Raw genomic sequence first — 22,029 nt, 5'->3', positions numbered from 1 at the left:
CCGGGCCGCTACGTCGGCGGGGCGGGCGGGCCCGTCCGCTCACTGAGGCGGCGCACCAGCTCGCGCACCGCCTGGGTGAACGGCTCGTCGGACTCGCCCGGCCAGTGTCCCTCGATCGGTGGCGGCACGCTGTCGCTGGGAGGTGTCACCACGTCGCACGGGTCGCGCTGCCGGCGATCCACCGCGTCCGCCGGGTCAGCGACGGTGGAGGGTGCCGGCGACCGGTGGGCGGAGAAGACCCAACCGCCGACGGGGTCCGTGTCGCGCCACAGGTTCACCCAACGCCAGCCGACCCGGTGGCCGATCTCGCGCAGCGCGGCGTCGTTGACGTAGGCGGGAAAGAGCCGCGCGTAGAGCCGTCGCAGCGGCGAACCGTGGGTGAGCAGGGCGACCCGGTTGCCGACGTGCGGTGGCAACCGGAGCACCGTCGCGGCGAGCAGCACCGAGCCGTGGCTGTGCCCGGTGAGCAGCACCGCGTTCCCGCGTCCGACGAGGTACGTGATGCGCCGGGTCAGCTCCGGCACCGCCCGTTCGGAGTAGCAGGGTGGCGCGAACGGGTGGGCGGACCGGGGCCAGAAGGTGCCGAGGTCCCAGAGGACGCCGACGTGCCGCCGGAACGGGACGGTCCGGTAGGCGAAGACGCCGCCGATGATCAGGCCGAGGATGATCGCCGCGATCACCCAACTTCCGAACGCGATGCCGAAGGTGACCGCGTTGGCAGGCAGCCCGGCGAACCGCTCGACGACGTCACTCGGGAAGCGCCCGAGCAGGCCGACGGTGGTGGTGGCCGTGCCGAGTCCGGCGAAGCAGCCGTAGGCAACCGCCAGCGGCACCAGCTTCTCGGTGAACCGGGCGCGGGCGATCGCGGTTCGGACCTGCCGGAGTCGGGGCCCTGCCTCCGCGGGTGGGTTCGGGTAGTCGTGCGCGACGATCGCCGCCGCGGCGCGCTGCCGGCCACGTCGAGACATGAGGACGAGCAGGCCGGCGACGACCAGCGTGAGTAGCACCGCGCGCAGGAAGCCGAAGATCGCCCAGGTGTACGCCCGGGGCGGGCCGGTGGCGATGCCCGCACCGGTCGGCAGGTCGCGGTCCAGGAAGTCCGCCGCCCGGTAGACCAGCTCGGCGGAGTACGCCACCCCCAGGCTGACCCCGGTGGCCGCGATCACGAGGGCTCCCAGCCCGAACATCGGCGTGACGCCCGGCCGTCGGTCGCGGCGCCACAGCAGCACCACGCCGAGGGCGGCCAGCAGCGTCGTCTGGGCCACGAACACGCCGGCCAGGGTCGTGTCGTAGCCCGGGAGACCGCGCCGTCCGCTCCACGGCTGGGGGCTGGCCAGAACGTGGACCACGACGAGGACGGTCAGGACGACCGCGATGGTCCGCAGCGTGGAGGTGACCCGGTCGAGTCGGTGGTTCGTGGTGCCCCGGTCGATCAGCGGGGGCGTGCAGAGCAGGGCCACACAGGCGGCCAGGATCACTGCGGTGACCACGGCCAGCGCGATCGTGATGACCGTGGCGCCGGCCGCGGCTCGGGCGAGCAGCAGCGTGAGGTTCAGCGTCGCGAACGCGGCGGCGACGTGGATGGAGCGCAACCGCCCCACCAGTGGCTCGGCGTCCCACTGACCGACCGCGCCGAGTGGAAGCTCGCAGACCTCCCGGTCCGGTGCGCGGAATGCGTCGAACGCCCTTCCCGGTCGGTTGCTGAACCGCCAGACCAGGCCGATGGCGGCGGCCGGTACCAGCGCGAGCACCGCCAGTCGCAGCCCGACAGGTTGCCCGCCCAACCAGGACAACCAACTGCGGCCGGTCAGGCAGCGCGGCGAGGCCGTGCACTTCCAGCCGACCAGATCCAGGGCGACGCCGCAGATGGCGAGCACGTAGAGCGCGGTGAGGGTGAGCGCCAGCACCCGGCACAGGGACTTGACCATGGCCTCCGAACCGGAATTCGCCGGGCGCATCCAGATCGCCACGTTGACCAGCATGAACGGCAACAGGATCACCAGTGCCAGGGTGCGGGCCACCGTCCCGGAGGGCAGGTCACCCCAGCGGTACGCCTCCAACGTCACCCCGCGCACCGCGCTGGTGTGCGTACGCCGGGGTCGCTGCCGGTAGAAGCCTCCGCTGCGGTCGCCCGCGACCTGCGTTATCTGCCGCAGGTCCAGCACCTGGTCGGGGCCCGCACCGGAGACGCCGTGCACGCGCAACTCCACGACGTCGCCGGAGACGTCCGGCCCGCTCAACCGCGCTGATCCATCCGCCATCGCCCCCCGACGCGTCTCGGCCAGCCTTGGGCACGTTCTCCAGCCGAGGCAGGTCCCACCCCGCGTTCTACCCGACCCGGGCGGCCCCAATCGCCGCCGAGGGGGACGGTCGACCGCCGCCCACTCGCCGTCGGCCGACCTGGTCCGGCTACCCGGACTGCGCGGCTCGGGCCAGCTGCGGTCGCGACGGTGTCCGAACCGCCGCGGATGTGGTCGGACTGCACGCGGTCCGGGGTTGCCGTTCGTAGCCTGGCGAACATGACAGCCAACCAACGTCTCACCACACCCTTCACGGCGCGCACCACCGCCGCCGAGATTCTCGACGGAGTCGACCTCACCGGGCGTCGGATGATCGTCACCGGGGGCGCCTCCGGCATCGGTGTCGAGACGGTGCGCGCCCTGGCGGGCGCCGGCGCCGAGGTCACCATCGCCACCCGCGATCCCCGGCGTGCCAACGCGCTCGTCGAGGAGTTCGCCGGCCGGGGCGCTGTCAGGTCAGCTGCGCTCGACCTCTCCGACCTGGAGTCGGTCGACGCGTTCGTCGAGGGGTTCCCGGGTCCCCTCGACGCACTGGTCGCCAACGCCGCGATCATGGCGATTCCAACCCGTCAGGTCACCGCGCAGGGTTGGGAGCTCCAACTCGCCACCAACTATCTCGGTCACTTCGCGCTCACCAGAGGGCTGCATGCCAGCCTTCGGGCTGCGCAGGCCGCCCGGGTCGTGCTGGTCAGCTCCGGCGCCCACCTGGCCGCACCGTTCGACTTCGACGACCCGCAGTTCGAGCGGCGTGCGTACGACCCGTGGTTGGCCTACGGCCAGTCGAAGACCGCGGAGATTCTGCTCGCGGTCAGCATCACCCGGCGGTGGGCGCAGGACGGGATCACCGCCAACGCCCTCAACCCCGGCTACGTCTTCACCAACCTCCAGCGCTACGTCGACGACGACACGATGCGTGCGCTGGGTGCCGTGGACGAGGCGGGCAACCTCGTCGAGACCGACCACTACAAGACGCCGGCCCAGGGCGCGTCGACTACCGTGCTGCTCGCGGGCTCGCCTCTGCTCGACGGTGTCAGTGGCCGGTACTTCGACGACAACCAGGAGGCGGAGGTCGTGCCCGGTGGCCCCGACGCCACCGCGGGGGTGGCCGCCCACGCGCTGGACCCGGCCGCCGCCGACCGGCTCTGGGCGTACACCGAGAAGGCGGTGGTCACGCGCTGAGCGCGACCGGCTGCCGGTGCGGGTCGCGCCGGGCTGGGTCGAGGGGCGCAGGGCACCTCAGGGCGGAACAGGATTGATCTGGTTACGGTCGGGTAGGCGCCGCCATGGTCGCTGTCGGTCGGCACGGAGCGGGCGGGGGGACGCTGACCCGGGACGACACCAGCGCGCGTGCGGGACCGACGGCGGCCCTCGTCCGGCTGCGTGACCGTGCGGTCGCGGCGCTGCGGGACCGGTGGCGTCGGGTACGCGCCATCGGCGGGCTGGCCGTGCAGGCCGGACTGGCCGCGGCGCTGTCCTGGATGGTGGCGTACGAGCTGCTGCACATCTCGCAGCCGGTGTTCGCGCCGATCTCCGCGGTGTCCACGCTCGCCGCGTCGGTCGGTCAACGACTGCGCCGGACCATCGAGTTGATCATCGGTGTCACGGTCGGGGTGCTGATCGGTGACCTGTTGCTCGTGGTGATCGGCACCGGGTGGTGGCAACTCGGTCTGATCGTCGTGCTGGCCATCATGGTCGCGTTGTTCCTGGTCGGCAGCGCGGCGGTGGTGCTCCAGGCCGGGGCCACGGCGGTGCTCATCGCGACGCTCAGTCCGTCCGTGCGTGACCTGGAGGTCCCCCGGTTCGTCGACGCCCTCATCGGGGGAGCGGTGGCGCTGCTGGTGACGGCCGTACTGCTGCCGCTGAACCCGTTGCGGGTGTTGAACAGGGCGGCGCGGCCGGCGATGGATCTGCTCACCACTCAGCTCGACGCGACGGCCACCGCCCTGCGCGAGCGCGACGTCGCCCGTGCCCGTGCCGCGTTGACCGAGCTGCGGCAGAACGCGGAGGAGGTGAACGCCCTGATCGAGGCGACCAGGGGTGCTCGGGAGACCAACGCCCTGTCGCCGGTCAACTGGCATTACCGGCACGGACCGGTGGGCCGGTACGCGCAGGTGGCGGAGCCGATTGACAGGGCGATGCGGAACAGCGGGACGTTGATCCGCCGGGTGGTGACGTTGATCGAGGATGGCGAGCCGGTCCCGGAGCCGATGCCGAGGGCGGTCGCCGACCTGGCCGAGACGGTTCGGCTGCTCAAGCGGCAGTTCGCCGCCGGCGACGAGCCTCTCCGGGCACGGGAGCAGGCGTTGCGGGCGGTCCGCGCCGCCGGTGACGCGTACCGGGCGGGCGTTGGTTTCTCCGGTGCCGTCGTGGTGGCCCAAATTCGGACGACCGTCAGCGACCTGATGGTGGGTACCGGGCTGACCCAGGAGGCGGCGAATCGCCTGGTCCGGCGCGACTTCGGCGATCTTCGACCACCTGTTGTCACCCGGGGTCGGTGACCCCTGGCGCAACCGGTGGCAGCAGCTTGAGCCAAGGCTGTTGCATCTTGAGCCAAAGTGGTGCCATGATGGCGCCATGGAGCTGAGGTTGTACGTCGAGAACCTGCGAAACGAGTTCGCCGTGGCGGCGGAGGGCGTCGATCCGGAGGCGCGGGCGCTGGCCGAGAGGCTCTTCGCCCAGTTGGAGGCGGCGACCCGCCTCACGCTGCTCGAGGCGCTCTCCGACGCGGCCGACGAGATCACCCGCGAACTCGCCCCGGGGGCGGTGCACGTCCGACTACGCGGGCGCGAGCCCGACTTCGTGGTGACGCCGGCCAGCCCACCGGCGGACAGGGCGGCCGAGGTCGGTGAGCCAGCGCCGGTGCCGGCGCCGCTGCTCCCGCCCGAGGGTGACGAGGGCGGCACCTCCCGGATCAACCTCCGCCTCCCCGACCACCTCAAGGCCAGCGTCGACGAGGCGGCCAGCCGGGCCGGGCTGTCGGTCAACGCCTGGCTGGTGCGAGCCGTCGCCGGCGCGATCGGGGCCGGCGGGGGCACGGACCGTCAACCACCTCGCCGGGTGGAGCCGCCACGGTCCGGCCAGCACTTCACCGGCTGGGCGCGCTGACCCCCGTACCCCCCTCTCCTTACGCCGCCCACCGGCGGTGACCTCCGCCGACCACCTTCCGGGAGACCACCATGCCTGTTTTCGACACACCAGAGCCGATTTCCGTCCAGATCGAGATGCCCGTCGGCGACGCGTGGATCGCCGCGACCGACCGCACCGACACGGTGGTGCGGGTGCGGCCCCGCGACCCGTCGAGCAAGGCCGACGTGAGCGCCGCCGAGCAGACCACCGTCGAGTACGCCGCCGGCAAACTGCTGATCAGGGTGCCGAAGAGCTGGCGTCGCTACGGCTTCGGCGCCGGGCCGTCGGTCGATGTCCTGATCGAGGTGCCCGCCGGGTCGCGGCTGTACGCCGAGGCGTCGTGGGTGGCGTTCCGCTGCGAGGGCCGGCTCGGTGAGTGCCGGATCAAGACCGGCAGTGGGATTCGGCTCGACGAGACCGGGCCGCTCGACATCGACAGCAGCCACGGCGAGATCGCGGTCGAACGCGTTGCCGGTTCCGCCCGGGTGAAGGCGTCCTCCGGCAAGGTTCGCATCGGTGCGGTCGACGGCACCGCCGAGATCAAGAACTCCTCGGGCGACTGCTGGATCGGTCAGAGCGGCGGGGACGTGCGGATCAACACCGCCTACGGCGACATCACCGTCGACGCGCCGACGGCCTCGGTGAACGCCCGCACCGCCTACGGCAACGTCCGGCTGGGCGAGGTCGTACGGGGATCGATCGAGTTGCAGACCTCCTACGGCGCGATCGAGGTCGGCGTCCGGCGCGGCACCGCGGCCTGGCTCGACGTCAGCTCCCGACACGGCCGCGTGCACAACGCGCTCGAGACGACCGACAGCCCGGCGCAGACCGACGAGACGGTCGAGGTCCGGGCGAACACCGCCTACGGCGACATCATGATCCGCCGCGCCTGATCCACGTCCGCCACGTCCACGAATCGAGGCAACCATGGCCAGACCCCTGCGACCCGCGATCAGCGCCACCGGCCTGCGGAAGTCCTACGGCGACAAGGTGGTGCTCGACGGCATCGACCTGGAGATCGCCGAGGGCACGATATTCGCGCTGCTCGGCCCCAACGGTGCCGGCAAGACCACCATCGTGCGGATCCTCTCCACCCTGATCGACGCCGACGGCGGCGACGCCCGCGTCGGCGGTCACGACCTGAACGGGGAAGCCGACGCCGTACGCGCCCTGATCGGCGTCACCGGCCAGTTCTCCGCCGTCGACAACCTGCTCACCGGGCGGGAGAACCTGCGCCTCATGGCCGACCTGTGTCACCTGGACCGGGCCGCCGGCCGGCGACGCATCGACGACCTGCTCGTCCAGTTCGACCTGGTCGAGGTGGCGGGCAAGCCGGTGTCGACGTACTCCGGCGGTATGCGCCGACGGCTCGATCTCGCGATGACGCTGGTCGGTGAGCCGCGCGTCATCTTCCTCGACGAACCGACGACCGGCCTCGACCCGCGCAGCCGCCGCGCCATGTGGGAGATCATCCGCGAACTCGTCGCCGGCGGCGTCACCATCCTGCTCACGACCCAGTACCTGGAGGAGGCCGATCAGCTCGCCGACCGGGTCGCGTTCCTCGACCACGGCCGGCTGATCGCCGAGGGCACCCCGCGCGAACTCAAACGGCTCATTCCCGGCGGCCACGTCGTGCTCCAGTTCGCCGACCAGGCGGAACTCGACGCGGCGGCGCGCACCCTCGTCTCGTCCACCCGGGACGACGCGGCGCTCACCCTCCAGGTGCCGAGTGACGGCGGGGTCGGGTCCCTGCGGGCCCTGCTCGACCAGCTCGACCGTGCCTCGATCAGCGTGGCCGGTCTCGCCGTGCACACCCCCGACCTCGACGACGTCTTCCTCACCCTGACCGGCCAACCCGACCACGAAAGGGCCATGGCGCGATGAGCACCCTCACCCTCGCCGTCCGCGACTCAAGCACGATGCTGCGACGCAACCTCCTGCACATGCGGCGCTACCCGTCGTTGACGCTCATGCTCATCGGTATCCCGATCATCCTGCTGCTGCTGTTCGTCTACGTCTTCGGTGGCACGCTCGGTGCCGGCCTCGGGCCCTCCGGTGACCGCGCCGACTACGCCAACTACGTCACCCCCGGCATCCTGCTCATCACCGTGGCCAGCGCGGCGCAGGGCACCGCGATCTCGGTCGCCATGGACATGACCGAGGGCATCATCGCCCGTTTCCGTACGATGGCGATCTTCCGGCCCTCGGTCCTCACCGCCCACGTGCTGGGCAGCGCGATCCAGACGATGCTCAGTCTCGCGGCTGTCACCGGCGTGGCACTGCTCGTCGGGTTCCGACCCACCGCCAACCCGGTCGAGTGGCTCGCTGTGTTCGGCGTCCTCGCCATGATCACCTTTGCGGTCACCTGGCTGTCCGTCGCCCTCGGCCTGGTGAGCGAGAGTGTCGAGACGGCGAGCAACCTGCCCATGCCGTTGGTGCTCCTGCCGTTCCTCGGCAGCGGGTTCGTCCCCACCGACTCCATGCCGACGCCGGTGCGCTGGTTCGCCGACTACCAGCCGTTCACGCCCGTCATGGAGACCCTCCGTGGCCTGCTCTTCGGCACCGGGATCGGCACCAACGCGATCCTCGCGGTCGCCTGGTGCGCCGTCCTCTCAGTGGTCTGCTTCCTCTGGGCGAAGGCCCTGTACAACCGCAGTCGGGCCGCCTGATCCGGCAGGCGCCGGACGCGCGGCGATCGTGACGACCGACGGCGGCCCGGGGAGGCCGGGCGTCGGCTGTCCGTGTCGCGGGCTGCGCATGATCCACTCCACGTCGCCGACGGTTCCGGGTCCGGTCGCCGAGAGCGCGCGACGTCGCCGACACGGAGTCGATCACGACCGCGACGCCCGGCGCTCACGGGTCGGCGGCGGAATGGAAACGTCGAATGTTATCGATAACACGCGCCGGGGGTCCGGCTGCGGGGTGGCTGTACCGCCGTCGGCAGCGCTCGGCTCCGAGCCCGGTGTGGCTGAGCGTCGTTCCATTGATCTGATCATGCGGGCGGGCCGCGCCGGCGATGTTATCGCTGACATCGCCAACCGCCGGCGGGCGGTCGCGATGAGACGGTCCCGCGCGGCAGTGCGGAACGCCGCACCCGTCGCTTTGCCTGGCGAGGGACGCCCGAGTCGCCGCCCGCCGCGCGTCGGTCCGCTCGGTCGCCGCGCACCGCGGTCGACACCAGGATCGCGCGTTTTGCACCGTTCCGATATCAACGCGCCCGAGTCGATCTGGCGTCGGCGTTCCGTTACGTAGCTGTTGCGGTCAGATGTCTTGACGAGTCTGGATGTGAGCGTTAACACTATCTCCGTTAACGGTGGAGGTGAACATGAACCGTGTGGACGGAGCTGGCGACCGCTACGTCGTCGGTGTCGACTTCGGCACCCTGTCCGGACGAGCTCTGGTGGTCCGGGTCGGCGATGGCGCCGAGCTGGGGACCGCGGTGCACGAGTACGGCGACGCAGTTATCAGCACGGCGCTTCCGGGAGGTCGACCGCTTCCGCCGGACTGGGCCCTGCAGAACCCCGAGGACTACCGCGACGTGCTGCGGTACGCCGTTCCGGCGGCGGTGTCCGCCGCGGGGGTGGACCCGGCGGCGGTGGTCGGCATCGGCATCGACTTCACCGCCTGCACGGTGCTGCCGACGCTCGCCGACGGCACTCCGCTCTGCGAGACAGCCGAGCTGCGCGACCGGCCACACGCCTGGGTGAAGCTCTGGAAGCACCACGCCGCGCAGCCGCACGCCGACCGGATCAACGCGCTGGCCCACGAGCGGGCTGAGCCGTGGATCGGCCGGTACGGCGGCAAGATCTCCGCCGAGTGGCAGTTCGCCAAGGGCCTGCAGATGCTGGAGGAGGACCCGGAGGTCTACCACCGGGCCGAGCGCTTCGTCGAGGCGGCCGACTGGATCGTCTGGCAGCTCAGCGGCACCGAGACCCGCAACGTCTGCACGGCCGGTTACAAGGGCATCCTGCAGGATGGCACCTACCCATCCGAGGGTTTCCTGACCGCGCTCAACCCGGACTTCGGCGACTTCGTGGCCAAGCTGGACGGTCCGTTGCTGCCCCTCGGGGCCCGGGCCGGTGCGCTCACCGCCCAGGCCGCCGCGTGGACCGGCCTGCCGGAGGGGATCGCGGTGGCCGTCGGCAACGTCGACGCGCACGTCACCGCGGCGTCCGCGCAGGCTGTGGAGCCCGGTCGACTCGTCGCGATCATGGGTACCTCGACCTGTCACGTGGTCAACGGCACCCACGTCGCCGAGGTGGCCGGGATGTGCGGCGTCGTCGACGGCGGCATCAGCCCCGGCGCGTGGGGTTACGAGGCCGGCCAGAGCGGAGTCGGTGACATCTTCGGCTGGTTCGTCGAGCACGCGGCTCCGGCCGGCGTCGACTCGCACGAACGCCTGACCGAGCTGGCGGCGAGCCAGCCGGTCGGCGCGCACGGCCTGATCGCGCTGGACTGGTGGAATGGCAACCGTTCCCTGCTGGTCAACCACGACCTCAGCGGGATGATCGTCGGCATGACTCTGGCCACCCGGCCGCAGGACATCTACCGGGCGCTGCTGGAGTCCACCGCCTACGGCACGCGGATGATCATCGAGGCGTTCGTCGACGCCGGAGTCCCGGTGAACGACCTGGTGATCGCCGGTGGCCTCACCAACAACGCGCTGCTGATGCAGATCTACGCCGACGTGACCCGGCGACCACTGAACATCATCGCCTCGTCGCAGGGGCCGGCGTTGGGCTCGGCGATCCATGCCGCCGTCGCCGCCGGCGAGTATCCCTCGGTCCACGAGGCGTCGCAGGCGATGGGACGCGTGCACGAGGCCGTCTACCGTCCGGATCCCGACCGGGCGCGGGCCTACGACGCGCTCTACGCCGAGTACCGGACGCTGCACGACCACTTCGGACGCGGCGGCAACGACGTGATGCTCCGTCTACGGGCGATCCGGAACGCGGCGGTCGAGGCCGCCACCACGCATGAGACCGCGCTGGAGGTTGTCGCATGAACGCCGAGGTGAGCCGACAGATCGGCGAGCTGCGCGAGACCGTCGCCCGCCTGCACGCCGAGTTGACGCGGTACAACCTGGTCGCCTGGACGTCCGGCAACGTCTCCGCGCGCGTCCCCGGCCAGGACCTGATGGTGATCAAGCCGAGCGGGGTGAGCTACGACGACCTCACCGCGGCCACGATGGTGGTGTGCGACCTCGACGGCGTTCTCGTCGAGGGGGACTTCGCCCCGTCCAGCGACACCGCCGCCCACGCCTACGTCTACCGGGCCATGCCGGAGGTCGGTGGCGTCGTGCACACGCACAGCTCGTACGCGACCGCCTGGGCGGCGTGTGGGGAGTCGATTCCCTGCCACCTCACCGCACAGGCCGACGAGTTCGGTGGGGAGATCCCGATCGGCCCGTTCGCGCTGATCGGCGGTGACGACATCGGCAAGGGCATCGTCGCCACGCTCTCCGGGCACCGCTCGCCCGCGGTGCTGATGCGTAACCACGGCGTGTTCACCATCGGCCGCGACGCCCGCGCGGCGGTCAAGGCGGCGGTGATGTGTGAGGACGTGGCCCGTACCGCGCACCTGGCCCACACCCTCGGGCAGCCGGTGCCGATGGCGCAGGCGGACATCGATGCTCTTTATGACCGGTACCAGAACGTCTACGGTCAACAACCAGTCGCACCGGCGGGTTCCTGACCCTGCACCGGCCATCCGGGACCTGTCGGTCTGCACCACGACGTACCAGCACGCACCACCCGCGTACGCCGCTCTTTCGCACCTCGGCGGTTGGCGCGGTTACCCACCACATCCAGCCAAGGAGATTCGATGGGAAAGATGCGAACGCAGTCCGCTCCGTGGCGCGCTGTCGCGGTTCTCGCCAGCGTGCTGCTGGTCGGCGGCGTGGCGGCCTGCGGCAACAGCGACACCGGCGGTGGCTCCAAGGACGACGGCAAGATCACGCTGGGCTTCTCCCAGGTCGGTGCGGAGAGTGGGTGGCGTACCGCGAACACCACCTCGATCAAGGAGTCCGCCGCCGCGGCGGGGATCGAGCTGAAGTTCGACGACGCGCAGCAGAAGCAGGAAAACCAGATCAAGGCGATCCGCAACTACATCCAGCAGAAGGTCGACGTGATCGCCTTCTCGCCGGTGGTGGAGTCCGGGTGGGACACCGTGCTCAAGGAGGCCAAGGACGCGGGCATCCCGGTCATCCTGACCGACCGCTCGGTGGACTCGGCCGACAAGTCCCTGTACAAGACGTTCCTCGGCTCGGACTTCGTCAAGGAGGGCCGGCTCGCCGGTGAGTGGCTGGTCGAGCAGAAGAAGACCGCCTCAGGCCCGGTGAACATTGTGGAGTTGCAGGGCAACACCGGTGCGGCGCCGGCGAACGATCGCAAGAAGGGCTTCGGCGAGGCGATCGCCGCCAACCCGAACCTGAAGATCATCGCCTCCCAGCCGGGTGACTTCACCCGGGCCGGCGGCAAGCAGGTGATGGAGCAGTTCCTCAAGGCCAACCCGAAGATCGACGTGCTGTTCGCGCACAACGACGACATGGGTCTGGGCGCGCTCGAGGCGATCACCGCCGCCGGCAAGGTGCCCGGCAAGGACATCACCATCATCACGGTCGACGCCGTGAAGGACGGCATGCAGGCTCTCGCCGACGGGAAGTTCAACTTCATCGCGGAGTGCAGCCCGCTGCTCGGCCCGCAGCTCATGGACCTCGCCAAGAAGGTCCACGCCGGCGAGGAGGTGCCTGCCCGGATCGAGACTGAGGAGACCACCTTCACGACTGAGCAGGCCAAGGAAGCGCTGCCCAACCGTAAGTACTGATCGACGACGGGGTCGCCGCGTTCGCGTGGCGGCCCCGCCGCGTCGCCTCCATACCCGAAACGGACCGGGCTTGGCCCGCGACCACCCCGTACCACGCCCGCCCGAGCGACCCCCAGGGACGACCGGGCGGGCGTCGCGGGAGCGCAGCGGCCCTTCCGTGTCGACAACCCAGAAGAGGTCTGATGGGATGACGGATAGCCGTCCGGTCCTGACGATGACCGGGATCAGCAAGTCCTTCCCCGGGGTGCGCGCACTCCACGACGTCAATTTCCGGCTCTTCCCCGGCGAGGTGCACGCCCTGATGGGCGAGAACGGCGCCGGCAAGTCGACCCTCATCAAGGTGCTGACCGGCGTCTACGACACCGACGAGGGCACGATCACACTCGACGGCGAGCCGGTGTCCTTCAGCGGGCCGATGCAGGCGACCGCCGCCGGAGTGAGCACCGTCTTCCAGGAGGTCAACCTCTGCACCAACCTCTCGGTGGCGGAGAACATCTTCATCGGCCGCGAACCCCGGCTCCTCGGCGCCGTCCGCTGGGGTGAGGTCCGTCGCCGCGCCCGAGCCCTGCTGGCCCGCCTCGACCTCGACCTCGACGTCAGCGCACCGCTCGGCTCGTACTCCCTGGCGATCCAGCAGATGGTCGCCATCGCCCGCGCGATCGACATCCAGGCCCGGGTGCTGATCCTGGACGAGCCGACGTCCAGCCTCGACGCCGGCGAGGTGGCACAGCTGTTCCGCATCATGCGCCAACTGCGCGACGAGGGCATCGCGATCCTCTTCGTGACGCACTTCCTCGACCAGGTCTACGAGATCGCGGACCGGATCACCGTGCTGCGCAACGGTGGGCTCGTCGGCGAGTACCTCACCACCGAGCTGCCCCAGCTCTCCCTGGTCGAGAAGATGATCGGCAAGGAACTCGACGTCCTGGAGGGCATCGAGGAGCACTCCCGACGGGACCTGGCCGCGCTGGAGGAGGGCACCCCCCTGGTGGCGGTGTCGAACTTCGGTCGGGCGGGCGCGGTCGAGCCGTTCAGCCTCACCATCCACGCCGGCGAGGTGGTGGGCCTGGCCGGCCTGCTGGGCTCCGGGCGTACCGAGGTTGCCCGGCTGCTGTTCGGCGCCGACCGGACCGACGGTGGTCAGGTCGCGGTGGACGGCACGGCGAGCAGTCTGCGCACCCCCGCCCAGGCCATCGACCACGGCGTCGGCTTCTGTTCGGAGAACCGTCGCGCGGAGGGCATCGTCGCGGACCTGTCGGTCCGCGAGAACATGATCCTCGCCATGCAGGCGGCCCGCGGCTGGCTGCGGCCCGTCCCGCGTCGTCGCCAGGACGAGCTGGTCGACAAGTACATCAAGGCCCTCAACATCCGGCCCGCGGACCCGGAGGTGCCGGTCCGCAACCTCTCCGGCGGCAACCAGCAGAAGGTGCTCCTGGCCCGGTGGCTGATCACCGAGCCGCGACTGTTGATCCTCGACGAACCGACCCGGGGCATCGACATCGGCGCGAAGACCGAGATCCAGAAGCTCGTGACCCAGTTGTCCGACGGCGGCATGGCCGTGCTGTTCATCTCCGCCGAGCTGGAGGAGGTGCTGCGCCTCAGCCACAAGGTGGCCGTCATGCGGGACCGCCAGATGGTCGCGCAGCTCGCCAACGACGACAGCCTGGACGCGGACCGCATCATGCAGACGATCGCCAGTGGTTCCCACCGGGAGGAGGCAGACCGATGAACGCCACCATGGGCCGCTACCGGGCGGTGACCGGTCACCGCCTGTTCTGGCCCGCCGCCGTGCTCGTCGTCATGCTCGCCGCGAACACGATCTACCGGCCCGGTTTCCTGTCCATCGAGCTCAAGGACGGGCACCTGTACGGTTCGCCGATCGACATCCTGCGGCTGAGCGCGCCGCTGATCCTCGTCGCGCTGGGCATGACCCTGGTCATCTCGACCGGCGGCATCGATCTGTCGGTCGGGTCGGTCTGCGCGATCAGCGGCGCGATCGCCTGCATGTACATCAGCAAGCAACCCGACCAGAACAGTCTTGCCGTGGTGCTGGCCGCCCTCGCGATGGCGTTCGGGGTCGCGCTCGTGCTCGGCGCCTGGAACGGGGTGCTGGTGGCCGTCATCGGGATCCAACCGATCATCGCCACCCTGATCCTGATGGTGGCCGGCCGGGGCCTCGCCCAGCTGATCACCCAGGGGCAGATCATCACCATCAACTCCGAGCCGTTCCGGGCGATCGGGCTGGGCCACCTGTTGACCCTGCCGCTGGCCATCTTCATCGCCCTGGCCGCGGCCCTGGTCGTCGCCGCGTTCACGCGTCGCACCGCACTCGGGATGATCGTCGAATCGGTGGGCGGTAACGCCGAGGCGAGCCGACTGGCCGGCATCCGCTCCGGCCGGGTCGTCTTCCTCGCGTACGTGCTCAGCGCCGCCTGCGCCGCGATCGCCGGATTCATGATGACGGCCAACGTCTCCAGTGCCGACGGCAACGCCGTCGGCCTCTGGGTGGAGCTGGACGCCATCCTCGCGGTCGTCATCGGCGGTACGTCCCTCGCCGGCGGGCGGTTCTTCCTCAGCGGCACGATCATCGGCGCGCTGATCATCCAAACCCTGACCACGACGGTGTACGCCATGGACATCTCACCGCAGACCTCGCTGCTGTTCAAGGCGGTCGTCGTCATCGCCGTCTGCCTCATCCAGGCGCCGGCCTTCCGGGCCCGGTTCACCCGCCGCAGGCGAAACGTTCCGACGCCCAACGCCATCGCCGACAAGCCGAAGGAGCAGGTGCCGGCATGACCACTGGATCGCTCACCGCTGGTCGTGCCCGCCTCCGGTTGCCGAGGCGGCAGATACCGGTCCTGGCCACGCTCGCCCTCCTGCTGGTCATGTACGGCATCGGCGTGTCCCAGTACACGGCGTTCTCCAACGTGCAGGTCATCTTCAACGTCTTCATCGACAACGGCTTCCTGCTCGTCGTCGCGATCGGGATGACCTTCGTGATCCTCACCGGCGGCATCGACCTGTCGGTCGGGTCCGTCGTGGCCATGACGGCGATGGTGTCGGCGTGGCTGCTCCAGGAGGGTCTGCCGGCGGCGCTGGTGCTCGTCATCGCCCTGCTCATCGGCCCGACGCTCGGCCTGCTGATGGGTTGCGCCATCCACTTCTTCGAGATCCAGCCGTTCATCGTCACGCTGGCCGGGATGTTCTTCGCCCGGGGGATGTGCACGTTCATCTCCGGCTCGTCCATCCCGATCACCGACGGGTTCTGGACCAGGATTTCGCAGGAGCGGATCGGTGATCCCCGGGGCAACTTCGTCTCGATCAGCGTGCTGATCGCCTTCGTCGTGGTCGCCGTCGCCGCGTACACGCTGGCCTACACCCGGCTCGGGCGCAACGTGTACGCCATCGGCGGCAACCCCCAGTCGGCCCTGCTGATGGGCCTGCCGGTGGGGCGGACCCGGATCGCCGTCTACACGATCAGCGGCCTGTGCTCCGCGATCGGCGGGATCCTGCTGTCCTTCTACACCCTCTCCGGCGCGCCGCTGATCGCCGTCGGCATGGAGCTGGACGTCATCGCCGCCGTGGTCATCGGAGGCACGGTGCTCACCGGCGGTTCGGGATACGTCTTCGGCACGGTGCTCGGCGTCCTGGTCCTGGGCGTGATCCAGACCCTGATCACCTTCGACGGGAGCCTCAACTCCTGGTGGACCAAGATCGTGATCGGCGGTCTGCTCTTCGCGTTCATCCTCCTCCAGCGCCTCATCGGAATCCGTTACAAGTGACCGCCCCTCTCGCGGAAGGCAACCCCATGGCACCACACACCGAACCCGAGATCTGGTTCCTCACCGGCAGCCAAGGCATGTACGGCGAGGAGACGCTCCGGCAGGTCGCCGAGCAGTCCCGTCAGATCGCGGCCGCCCTCGACGACTCGCCGCAGATTCCCGCCCGGGTGGTCTGGAAGCCCGTCCTGACCAACAGCGGTGAGATCCTGCAGGTCTGTCGGGACGCCGCCGCCCAGGGCGCCATCGGGGTTATCGCGTGGATGCACACCTTCTCTCCGGCGAAGATGTGGATCGCCGGTCTGGACGCGCTGCAGACGCCGCTGCTGCACCTGCACACCCAGGCCAACGTCCTGTTGCCGTGGAACGACATCGACATGGACTTCATGAACCTGAACCAGGCCGCGCACGGCGACCGCGAGTTCGGGTACATCCAAACCCGGCTCGGTGTGGCCCGCAAGACGGTGGCCGGGCACGTCAGCGACCCGCGGGTGAGCGCGCGGGTCGGGGCGTGGGCCCGCGCGGCGCTCGGCTGGTCGGCGATGCGGTCGTTGCGGCTGGCCCGTTTCGGCGACAACATGCGCGACGTCGCGGTGACCGAGGGCGACAAGGTCGAGGCGGAGCTGCGGTTCGGGGTGTCGGTCAACACCTACGGCGTCAACGACCTGGTCGAGGTGGTCGGCGAGGTCACCGACGCGCAGGTGGACGACCTCGTCAAGGAGTACGAGGACACCTACCGGGTCGTTCCGAGTCTGGTCGTCGGGGGAGCGCAGCACGACTCCCTGCGGTACGCGGCCCGGCTGGAGCTGGGCATGCGCGCCTTCCTGGACGAGGGCGGGTTCCGGGCGTTCACGACGAACTTCGAGGACCTCGGTGGCCTGCGTCAGCTGCCCGGCATCGCGGTGCAGCGGCTGATGGCGGACGGCTACGGCTTCGGTGGCGAGGGCGACTGGAAGACCTCCGTGCTGGTGCACACCCTCAAGGCGATGTCGGTGGGTGTGGACGGCGGGACGTCGTTCATGGAGGACTACACCTACGACCTCACCCCGGGCGAGGAGCTGGTGCTCGGGGCCCACATGCTGGAGGTCTGTCCGACCATCGCCGCCGGCGTGCCGAACGTGGAGATCCACCCGCTGAGCATCGGCGGGCGGGAGGATCCGGTCCGGCTCGTCTTCGACGCCGCTCCCGGCCCGGCGGTGGTGCTCGGGCTGGCCGACATGGGCGAGCGCTTCCGGCTCGTGGCCAACGAGATCGACGTGGTCGCTCCGCCCCAGCCGCTGCGCCGGCTGCCGGTGGCCCGCGCCGTGTGGCGCCCGCGACCCGACCTGCCCGGTTCGGCCGAGGCGTGGATCACCGCTGGCGCACCGCACCACACCGTGCTGTCCCAGGCGGTGGGTGTGGAGGAGTTGCACGACCTGGCCGAGATGAGCCGTACCGAGCTTGTCGTGATCGACGCCGACACCCAGCCCCGTCGCTTCGCCGACGAGATCCGCTGGAACCAGGCCTACTACCGGTTGGCCCGAGGCTTCTGAAGCGCAGTTGCCGACGCGCCCGCATGATCGACTCCGGCTTCTTGAAATCGGGGTAACCGTCCGTCCCGGACGCCCCGACACCAGGAAAGCCGAGTCGATCATCTCCAGCTCCGACTGAGCCCGGCCCAGGCGCAGCGAAGCGCCCGCCCCGGACGAGGGCGGGCGCTTCGCGCCTGTCGATGGTTGGGTCAGGTGCGCTTGACGAGCTGGGCGACAAACGCACGCCACGGTGCCGGGGCGAAGGCGAGCGCCGGGCCGGCCGGGTCCTTGGAGTCGCGGACCGCCACGATGCCGGGCAGGTTGTCGGCGACCTCGACGCAGTCGCCGCCGCTCGCGCCGCTGCGGGTGGACTTGCGCCACCGAGCGTTACTGAGGTCCATGCTGACTCTCCACTTCCTTCAACAGGTCGATGGACTGTCGGCGAGGAAGCGCCTCGTTCCGGACGCTCTCCCACCTCGCCTGAAGCGTAGCCACCTCATCGTCCTTGTCGATGACATCCCCACCAAGCTGGTTTTCGAGGTGCCCGACCCACAGGCCCTGAGTCGAGCGGGCCAGCGCGAACGGCCCGGACAGCCCGACATGCAGGCCGCTCCCTGTGGGGATGACATGGACGTGGACGTGCGGAAGCTCGGCCACCGCGATCAGGTGGGCGACCTGCTGGGCCATGATTCCGCCCAGGCCATCACCGGTACGCCGTAATGCGGCCTCGTCCAGCACGGCGACAAACTGCGGTGGACGTTCGCCCGTCAGGATCGATTGCCGGCTCATCCGCCCCTTCACCCGCTGCTCGACCTCGTCATCGGTGAGGCTGTCCACGGTTCGCAGCACGGTGCGGGCGTAGTGCTCGGTCTGCAATAGGCCAGGAACGAGAGTGGGCTGAAAACAGCGAAGCTGCGTCGCGCTGCTCTCGGCGTCCAGCCAGGGCAGGAACCATGACGGCACTCCAAGCTTCACCACGAGGCGCTCGAAAAGCCCACCGTTGTCGAGCGCTCTGTCTGCGCCCTTGACGAAGTCCATCGTGAGCGCTCGCGTGCCTCCCTCCACGGCGCTGACGTGTGACGGGCTGAATGCGGCAGCCCGGCCGAATGCGTCCTGCGTCATCCCGTTTGCACCTCTCGCACGGCGAATCTCGCCAACGATGAACGCCGCCAACGGGCCTGGTACGTCGGCCATCCAGTGCTCCCCAATACGAAGATCGACTACTCGCGTCGCCAATTACCGGGAGCCTGTTTCATCAGCTCAGCCCGGACGCCCGAGACACCTTCCGAGCGTAACGGTCACCACAGCAGAGTGTCATCAGGCGGCACGAGCTGGTCGTGCCGGGGCCGCACCTCAGGTGAGCACTCTGGGGCGGCCTTCCAACTACCGAGGGGGTGCCATGCGGGTAAACCGTCACCGCCGCGTCGGCTGCGGCAGGGCGATTGAGTCGAGCGTGTGGGGCTAACACGTGCGGCGGGCCGGGGTGGATGGTGAGGCCACCACACCTGCCGATGCGGCCCGCCTGGTTGTGCCGCAACTGCGCTGCCCCGTGGCCGTGCGGTCCGGCTCAGATCAGCCTTGCCGCAGAGTTCCATGGTCATTCGATCGCTCTGGCGCTCTACCTCGCTACCTTGATGCGGGTGGCCATTGACGACCTCATCCGCATCGGCGGCCGTCCCGACCTGGCCGGGATGCACGTCCGCTTCCTTGGTTGGCTGTCAACGACTCGCCGTGCCCGACACTCGGCGAGGCCCTGAGGTGCGGTGGCGGTGGTCTGGCGTTGTGTCGGTGGCAGCTCAGTCGCTCCGCGTGTCGATTCGCCCAGCTGTCAACGATCAAGAGACAAGGTCGCCGCGACGATCCCCCGTGGCCAGCTCGGCCCGCCGACCAACGTCTCGTCTTGACTACGGTCATGTTATCGATAACATTAGGAATCTATCTGGATCGATGCTTCCGTGGAGCGACTCCGATCCGCCCCTACTCGTCGAGGTCAACCGGCCCCAGCGGCGCGGCGGAGATGCTGTTAGCGATCACATCGACGATTCGGTGAGCCGGCCGGCGATGCGGATGCCGGGCCGGGTACGTCCGGCACATCAGGCCAGCAGAGGAGAATCATGCTTTCCATCGGTCGGGTTCCCCGGGGTGCGCCACACCGGCGCGGGTGGACGTCGCGACTCGTAGCCGCCGCGGTGGCGGTGCTGGTCGGCGGCGCGGTCGCGGCCGTCGCCCCGTCGCCCGCGTCGGCCGCGACGGTGGACACCAACGCGTGGTACGTGTTGGTCAACCGCAACAGCGGCAAGGCGCTGGACGTGTACAACCAGGCGACCAACGACGGCGCGCGGATCACCCAGTGGGCGCGCAACGACGGCGCCTGGCAGCAGTGGCAGTTCGTGGACTCCGGTGGTGGCTACTACCGACTCAAGTCGCGACACTCGGGCAAGGTGCTCGATGTCTACAACTTCTCGACCGCGAACGGCGCGTCGATCGTGCAGTGGGCCGACGGCAACGGGACCAACCAGCAGTTCCGGTTGGCCGACTCGGCCGGTGGCTACGTCCGCTTGATCAACCGGAACAGCAACAAGGCGATGGAGGTGCAGAGCGCCTCGACCGCCGACGGTGGCAACGTGGTGCAGTACGACGACTGGGGCGGCAACAACCAGCAGTGGCAACTCGTTCCCGTCGGCGGCAGCAACCCCGGCAACCCCGGTACGTCGTACTCGAACCCGGTGATCTGGCAGGACTTCGCCGACGTGGACATCATCCGGGTGGACAACACCTACTACATGTCGGCGTCCACCATGCACTACTCGCCGGGCGCGCCGGTTCTGCGCTCCTACGACCTGGTGAACTGGGAGTTCGCCGGGCACTCCGTACCCCGGCTCGACTTCGGGTCGAAGTACGACATGAGTGGCGGCCGGGCGTACGTCGACGGGATCTGGGCGTCGACGTTGAACTACCGGCCGAGCAACCGGACGTACTACTGGGCCGGCTGCATCGACTTCGCGCAGACCCACATCTACACCGCGTCCGCCGTCGACGGCACGTGGAGCAAGCACACCACCATCCCGAACTGCTACTACGACGCCGGGATGCTGATCGACGACAACGACACCATGTACGTGGCGTACGGCAACGGCAGCATCAGCGTGGCGCAGCTGTCCGCCGACGGGAAGACCCAGGTCCGCAACCAGCAGGTGTACACGACGCCGTCGAGCATCGGGACGCTGGAGGGCGCCCGCTTCTACAAGCGCAACGGCGCCTACTACATCTGGCTCACCCGACCCGCGAACGGCCAGTACGTGCTGAAGTCCACCAACGGTCCGTTCGGCCCGTACGAGCAGCGTCAGGTGCTGCTCAACCTGCCCGGCCCGATCTCCGGCGGCGGTGTGCCGCACCAGGGCGGACTGGTGCAGACCCAGAACGGCGACTGGTACTACATGGCCTTCGTCGACGCGTACCCCGGTGGTCGGATGCCGGCCATGGCGCCGATCACCTGGACCGGCGACGGGTGGCCGGTGCTGCAGACCGTCAACGGCGCGTGGGGCAGCTCGTACCCGAGGCCGAACCTGCCCGCGCCACCTCGGGCGGTGAAGCCACTCACCGGCACCGACACGTTCGCCGGCACCACCCTCGGCCCGCAGTGGGAGTGGAACCACAACCCGGACAACAGCAGGTGGTCGGTCAACAACGGGCTACAGCTGCAGACCGCCACCGTCACCAACGACCTGTACGCCGCGCGTAACACGCTGACGCACCGGATCCAGGGCCCCAGCTCCACCGCCACGATCGAGCTGGACTACTCCACGATGCGCGACGGTGACCGCACCGGTCTGGCGGTGCTGCGCAACTCGTCCGCCTGGATCGGGGTCCGGCGGGACAACGGCACCACGCGTCTGGTCATGCAGAACGGTCTCACCATGGACGGCAACTGGAACACCACCAGCACCGGCAGCGAGGTGGCGAGCACCGCCGTCTCCGGTGGCCGGATCTGGTTGCGCGCCAACGCCGACATCAGACCCGGCGCCGGCCGGCAGGCCCGTTTCTCGTACAGCACGGACGGAGTCACCTTCACATCGTTCGGCAACGCCCTGACCCTGGCGAACAACTGGGAGTTCTTCATGGGCTACCGGTTCGCCATCTTCAACCACGCCACCCAGGCGCTCGGTGGCGCGGTCACGGTGCGCCGATTCGACCTGACGACACCGTGACACCAGTCACACCTCGATCGGTTCGCCGCTGGTGTGAGATGCCGGGGCGTCCGCCCGCCAGGTGAAAGCCACGTCACCGCGTCGTAGCGTCGCCGGCCTGCTCCACGCCCTGTCCCGGGGCGTGGGGCGGGCCGGCGCTCCCTTTCGTCCGGGCCCCGACGCCGGATGCCGTGCGCGCGACGGGGAAGCGCGTCGCGCGACCATCGCGCACCGTTGCGTCCGCGCCGCATGGCCGTGCCGTGTCAGGGGCCTTGGCTGGCGTAGACTGTCGGCGATCCAG

17 protein-coding genes are annotated in these 22,029 nt (G+C 69.7%); 14 read left to right on the top strand and 3 right to left on the bottom strand.

Annotated elements, in window-relative coordinates; all coding sequences use genetic code 11:
* Positions 1 to 8: 8 nt before the first annotated feature.
* On the bottom strand, positions 9 to 2,240 hold the full coding sequence (locus tag JNW91_RS03115) for a hypothetical protein (protein ID WP_238424269.1): 2,232 nt from the start codon (positions 2,238 to 2,240) through the stop codon (positions 9 to 11).
* 279 nt (positions 2,241 to 2,519) lie between these two features.
* Here JNW91_RS03115 and JNW91_RS03110 point away from each other — a divergent pair, with 279 nt between their 5' ends.
* The 13 genes from JNW91_RS03110 (at position 2,520) to araA (ending at position 17,562) form a co-directional block, all read left to right on the top strand.
* Positions 2,520 to 3,479 carry an SDR family NAD(P)-dependent oxidoreductase gene (locus tag JNW91_RS03110; protein ID WP_203173435.1) on the top strand — a complete coding sequence of 320 codons (960 nt, stop codon included), beginning with the start codon at positions 2,520 to 2,522 and terminating at the stop codon, positions 3,477 to 3,479.
* Positions 3,480 to 3,583: 104 nt separating this feature from the next.
* Entirely contained in the window at positions 3,584 to 4,798 is a 1,215-nt protein-coding gene (locus JNW91_RS03105) for an FUSC family protein (protein WP_203173434.1), read from the top strand.
* 76 nt (positions 4,799 to 4,874) lie between these two features.
* Entirely contained in the window at positions 4,875 to 5,405 is a 531-nt protein-coding gene (locus JNW91_RS03100) for a hypothetical protein (RefSeq protein ID WP_203173433.1), read from the top strand.
* A gap of 71 nt (positions 5,406 to 5,476) precedes the next feature.
* Positions 5,477 to 6,319: a DUF4097 family beta strand repeat-containing protein gene (locus tag JNW91_RS03095; RefSeq protein WP_203173432.1), complete on the top strand. Its 843-nt coding sequence runs from the start codon at positions 5,477 to 5,479 to the stop codon at positions 6,317 to 6,319.
* Positions 6,320 to 6,353: 34 nt separating this feature from the next.
* Positions 6,354 to 7,310, top strand: coding sequence for an ATP-binding cassette domain-containing protein (locus tag JNW91_RS03090; RefSeq protein WP_203173431.1), 957 nt, complete (start codon positions 6,354 to 6,356; stop codon positions 7,308 to 7,310).
* On the top strand, positions 7,307 to 8,095 hold the full coding sequence (locus JNW91_RS03085; RefSeq protein ID WP_203173430.1) for an ABC transporter permease: 789 nt from the start codon (positions 7,307 to 7,309) through the stop codon (positions 8,093 to 8,095). Before JNW91_RS03090 ends, JNW91_RS03085 begins: the two co-directional genes overlap by 4 nt.
* 656 nt (positions 8,096 to 8,751) lie before the next feature.
* Positions 8,752 to 10,431 (top strand): ribulokinase, encoded by a 1,680-nt coding sequence (gene araB / locus JNW91_RS03080; protein ID WP_203173429.1) that lies wholly within the window; start codon positions 8,752 to 8,754, stop codon positions 10,429 to 10,431.
* Positions 10,428 to 11,120 (top strand): L-ribulose-5-phosphate 4-epimerase, encoded by a 693-nt coding sequence (locus tag JNW91_RS03075; RefSeq protein WP_203173428.1) that lies wholly within the window; start codon positions 10,428 to 10,430, stop codon positions 11,118 to 11,120. The genes araB and JNW91_RS03075 overlap by 4 nt, the downstream gene beginning before the upstream one ends.
* A 129-nt stretch (positions 11,121 to 11,249) precedes the next feature.
* Entirely contained in the window at positions 11,250 to 12,251 is a 1,002-nt protein-coding gene (locus tag JNW91_RS03070; RefSeq protein WP_407664239.1) for an ABC transporter substrate-binding protein, read from the top strand.
* Positions 12,252 to 12,438: 187 nt separating this feature from the next.
* A complete protein-coding gene (locus tag JNW91_RS03065) occupies positions 12,439 to 13,980 on the top strand; it encodes a sugar ABC transporter ATP-binding protein (protein WP_203173427.1) in 1,542 nt (513 codons plus the stop codon).
* Positions 13,977 to 15,047 carry an ABC transporter permease gene (locus tag JNW91_RS03060; RefSeq protein ID WP_203173426.1) on the top strand — a complete coding sequence of 357 codons (1,071 nt, stop codon included), beginning with the start codon at positions 13,977 to 13,979 and terminating at the stop codon, positions 15,045 to 15,047. Before JNW91_RS03065 ends, JNW91_RS03060 begins: the two co-directional genes overlap by 4 nt.
* Complete coding sequence (gene yjfF, locus JNW91_RS03055; protein WP_203173425.1) at positions 15,044 to 16,033, top strand: galactofuranose ABC transporter, permease protein YjfF; 990 nt, start codon at positions 15,044 to 15,046, stop codon at positions 16,031 to 16,033. The genes JNW91_RS03060 and yjfF overlap by 4 nt, the downstream gene beginning before the upstream one ends.
* Positions 16,034 to 16,059: 26 nt before the next feature.
* Positions 16,060 to 17,562 (top strand): L-arabinose isomerase, encoded by a 1,503-nt coding sequence (gene araA / locus JNW91_RS03050; protein ID WP_203173424.1) that lies wholly within the window; start codon positions 16,060 to 16,062, stop codon positions 17,560 to 17,562.
* Between the two features lie 188 nt (positions 17,563 to 17,750).
* Here the strand turns inward: araA and JNW91_RS03045 are convergent, their stop codons facing one another.
* Together JNW91_RS03045 and JNW91_RS03040 are read right to left on the bottom strand one after the other, a co-directional pair.
* Entirely contained in the window at positions 17,751 to 17,942 is a 192-nt protein-coding gene (locus tag JNW91_RS03045) for a DUF397 domain-containing protein (RefSeq protein ID WP_203173423.1), read from the bottom strand.
* A complete protein-coding gene (locus JNW91_RS03040; RefSeq protein ID WP_203173422.1) occupies positions 17,929 to 18,735 on the bottom strand; it encodes a helix-turn-helix domain-containing protein in 807 nt (268 codons plus the stop codon). Before JNW91_RS03040 ends, JNW91_RS03045 begins: the two co-directional genes overlap by 14 nt.
* Positions 18,736 to 19,655: 920 nt before the next feature.
* Between JNW91_RS03040 and JNW91_RS03035 the strand changes: the two genes are divergently transcribed.
* Positions 19,656 to 21,749 (top strand): family 43 glycosylhydrolase, encoded by a 2,094-nt coding sequence (locus JNW91_RS03035; RefSeq protein ID WP_203173421.1) that lies wholly within the window; start codon positions 19,656 to 19,658, stop codon positions 21,747 to 21,749.
* The last annotated feature ends 280 nt before the right edge of the window (positions 21,750 to 22,029 follow it).

This window comes from Micromonospora parastrephiae, assembly GCF_016802865.1.
GTDB lineage: Bacteria > Actinomycetota > Actinomycetes > Mycobacteriales > Micromonosporaceae > Micromonospora > Micromonospora parastrephiae.
Note: the sequence above shows the minus strand (reverse complement) of the source record. Positions and strands in the feature narration are given on the sequence as shown.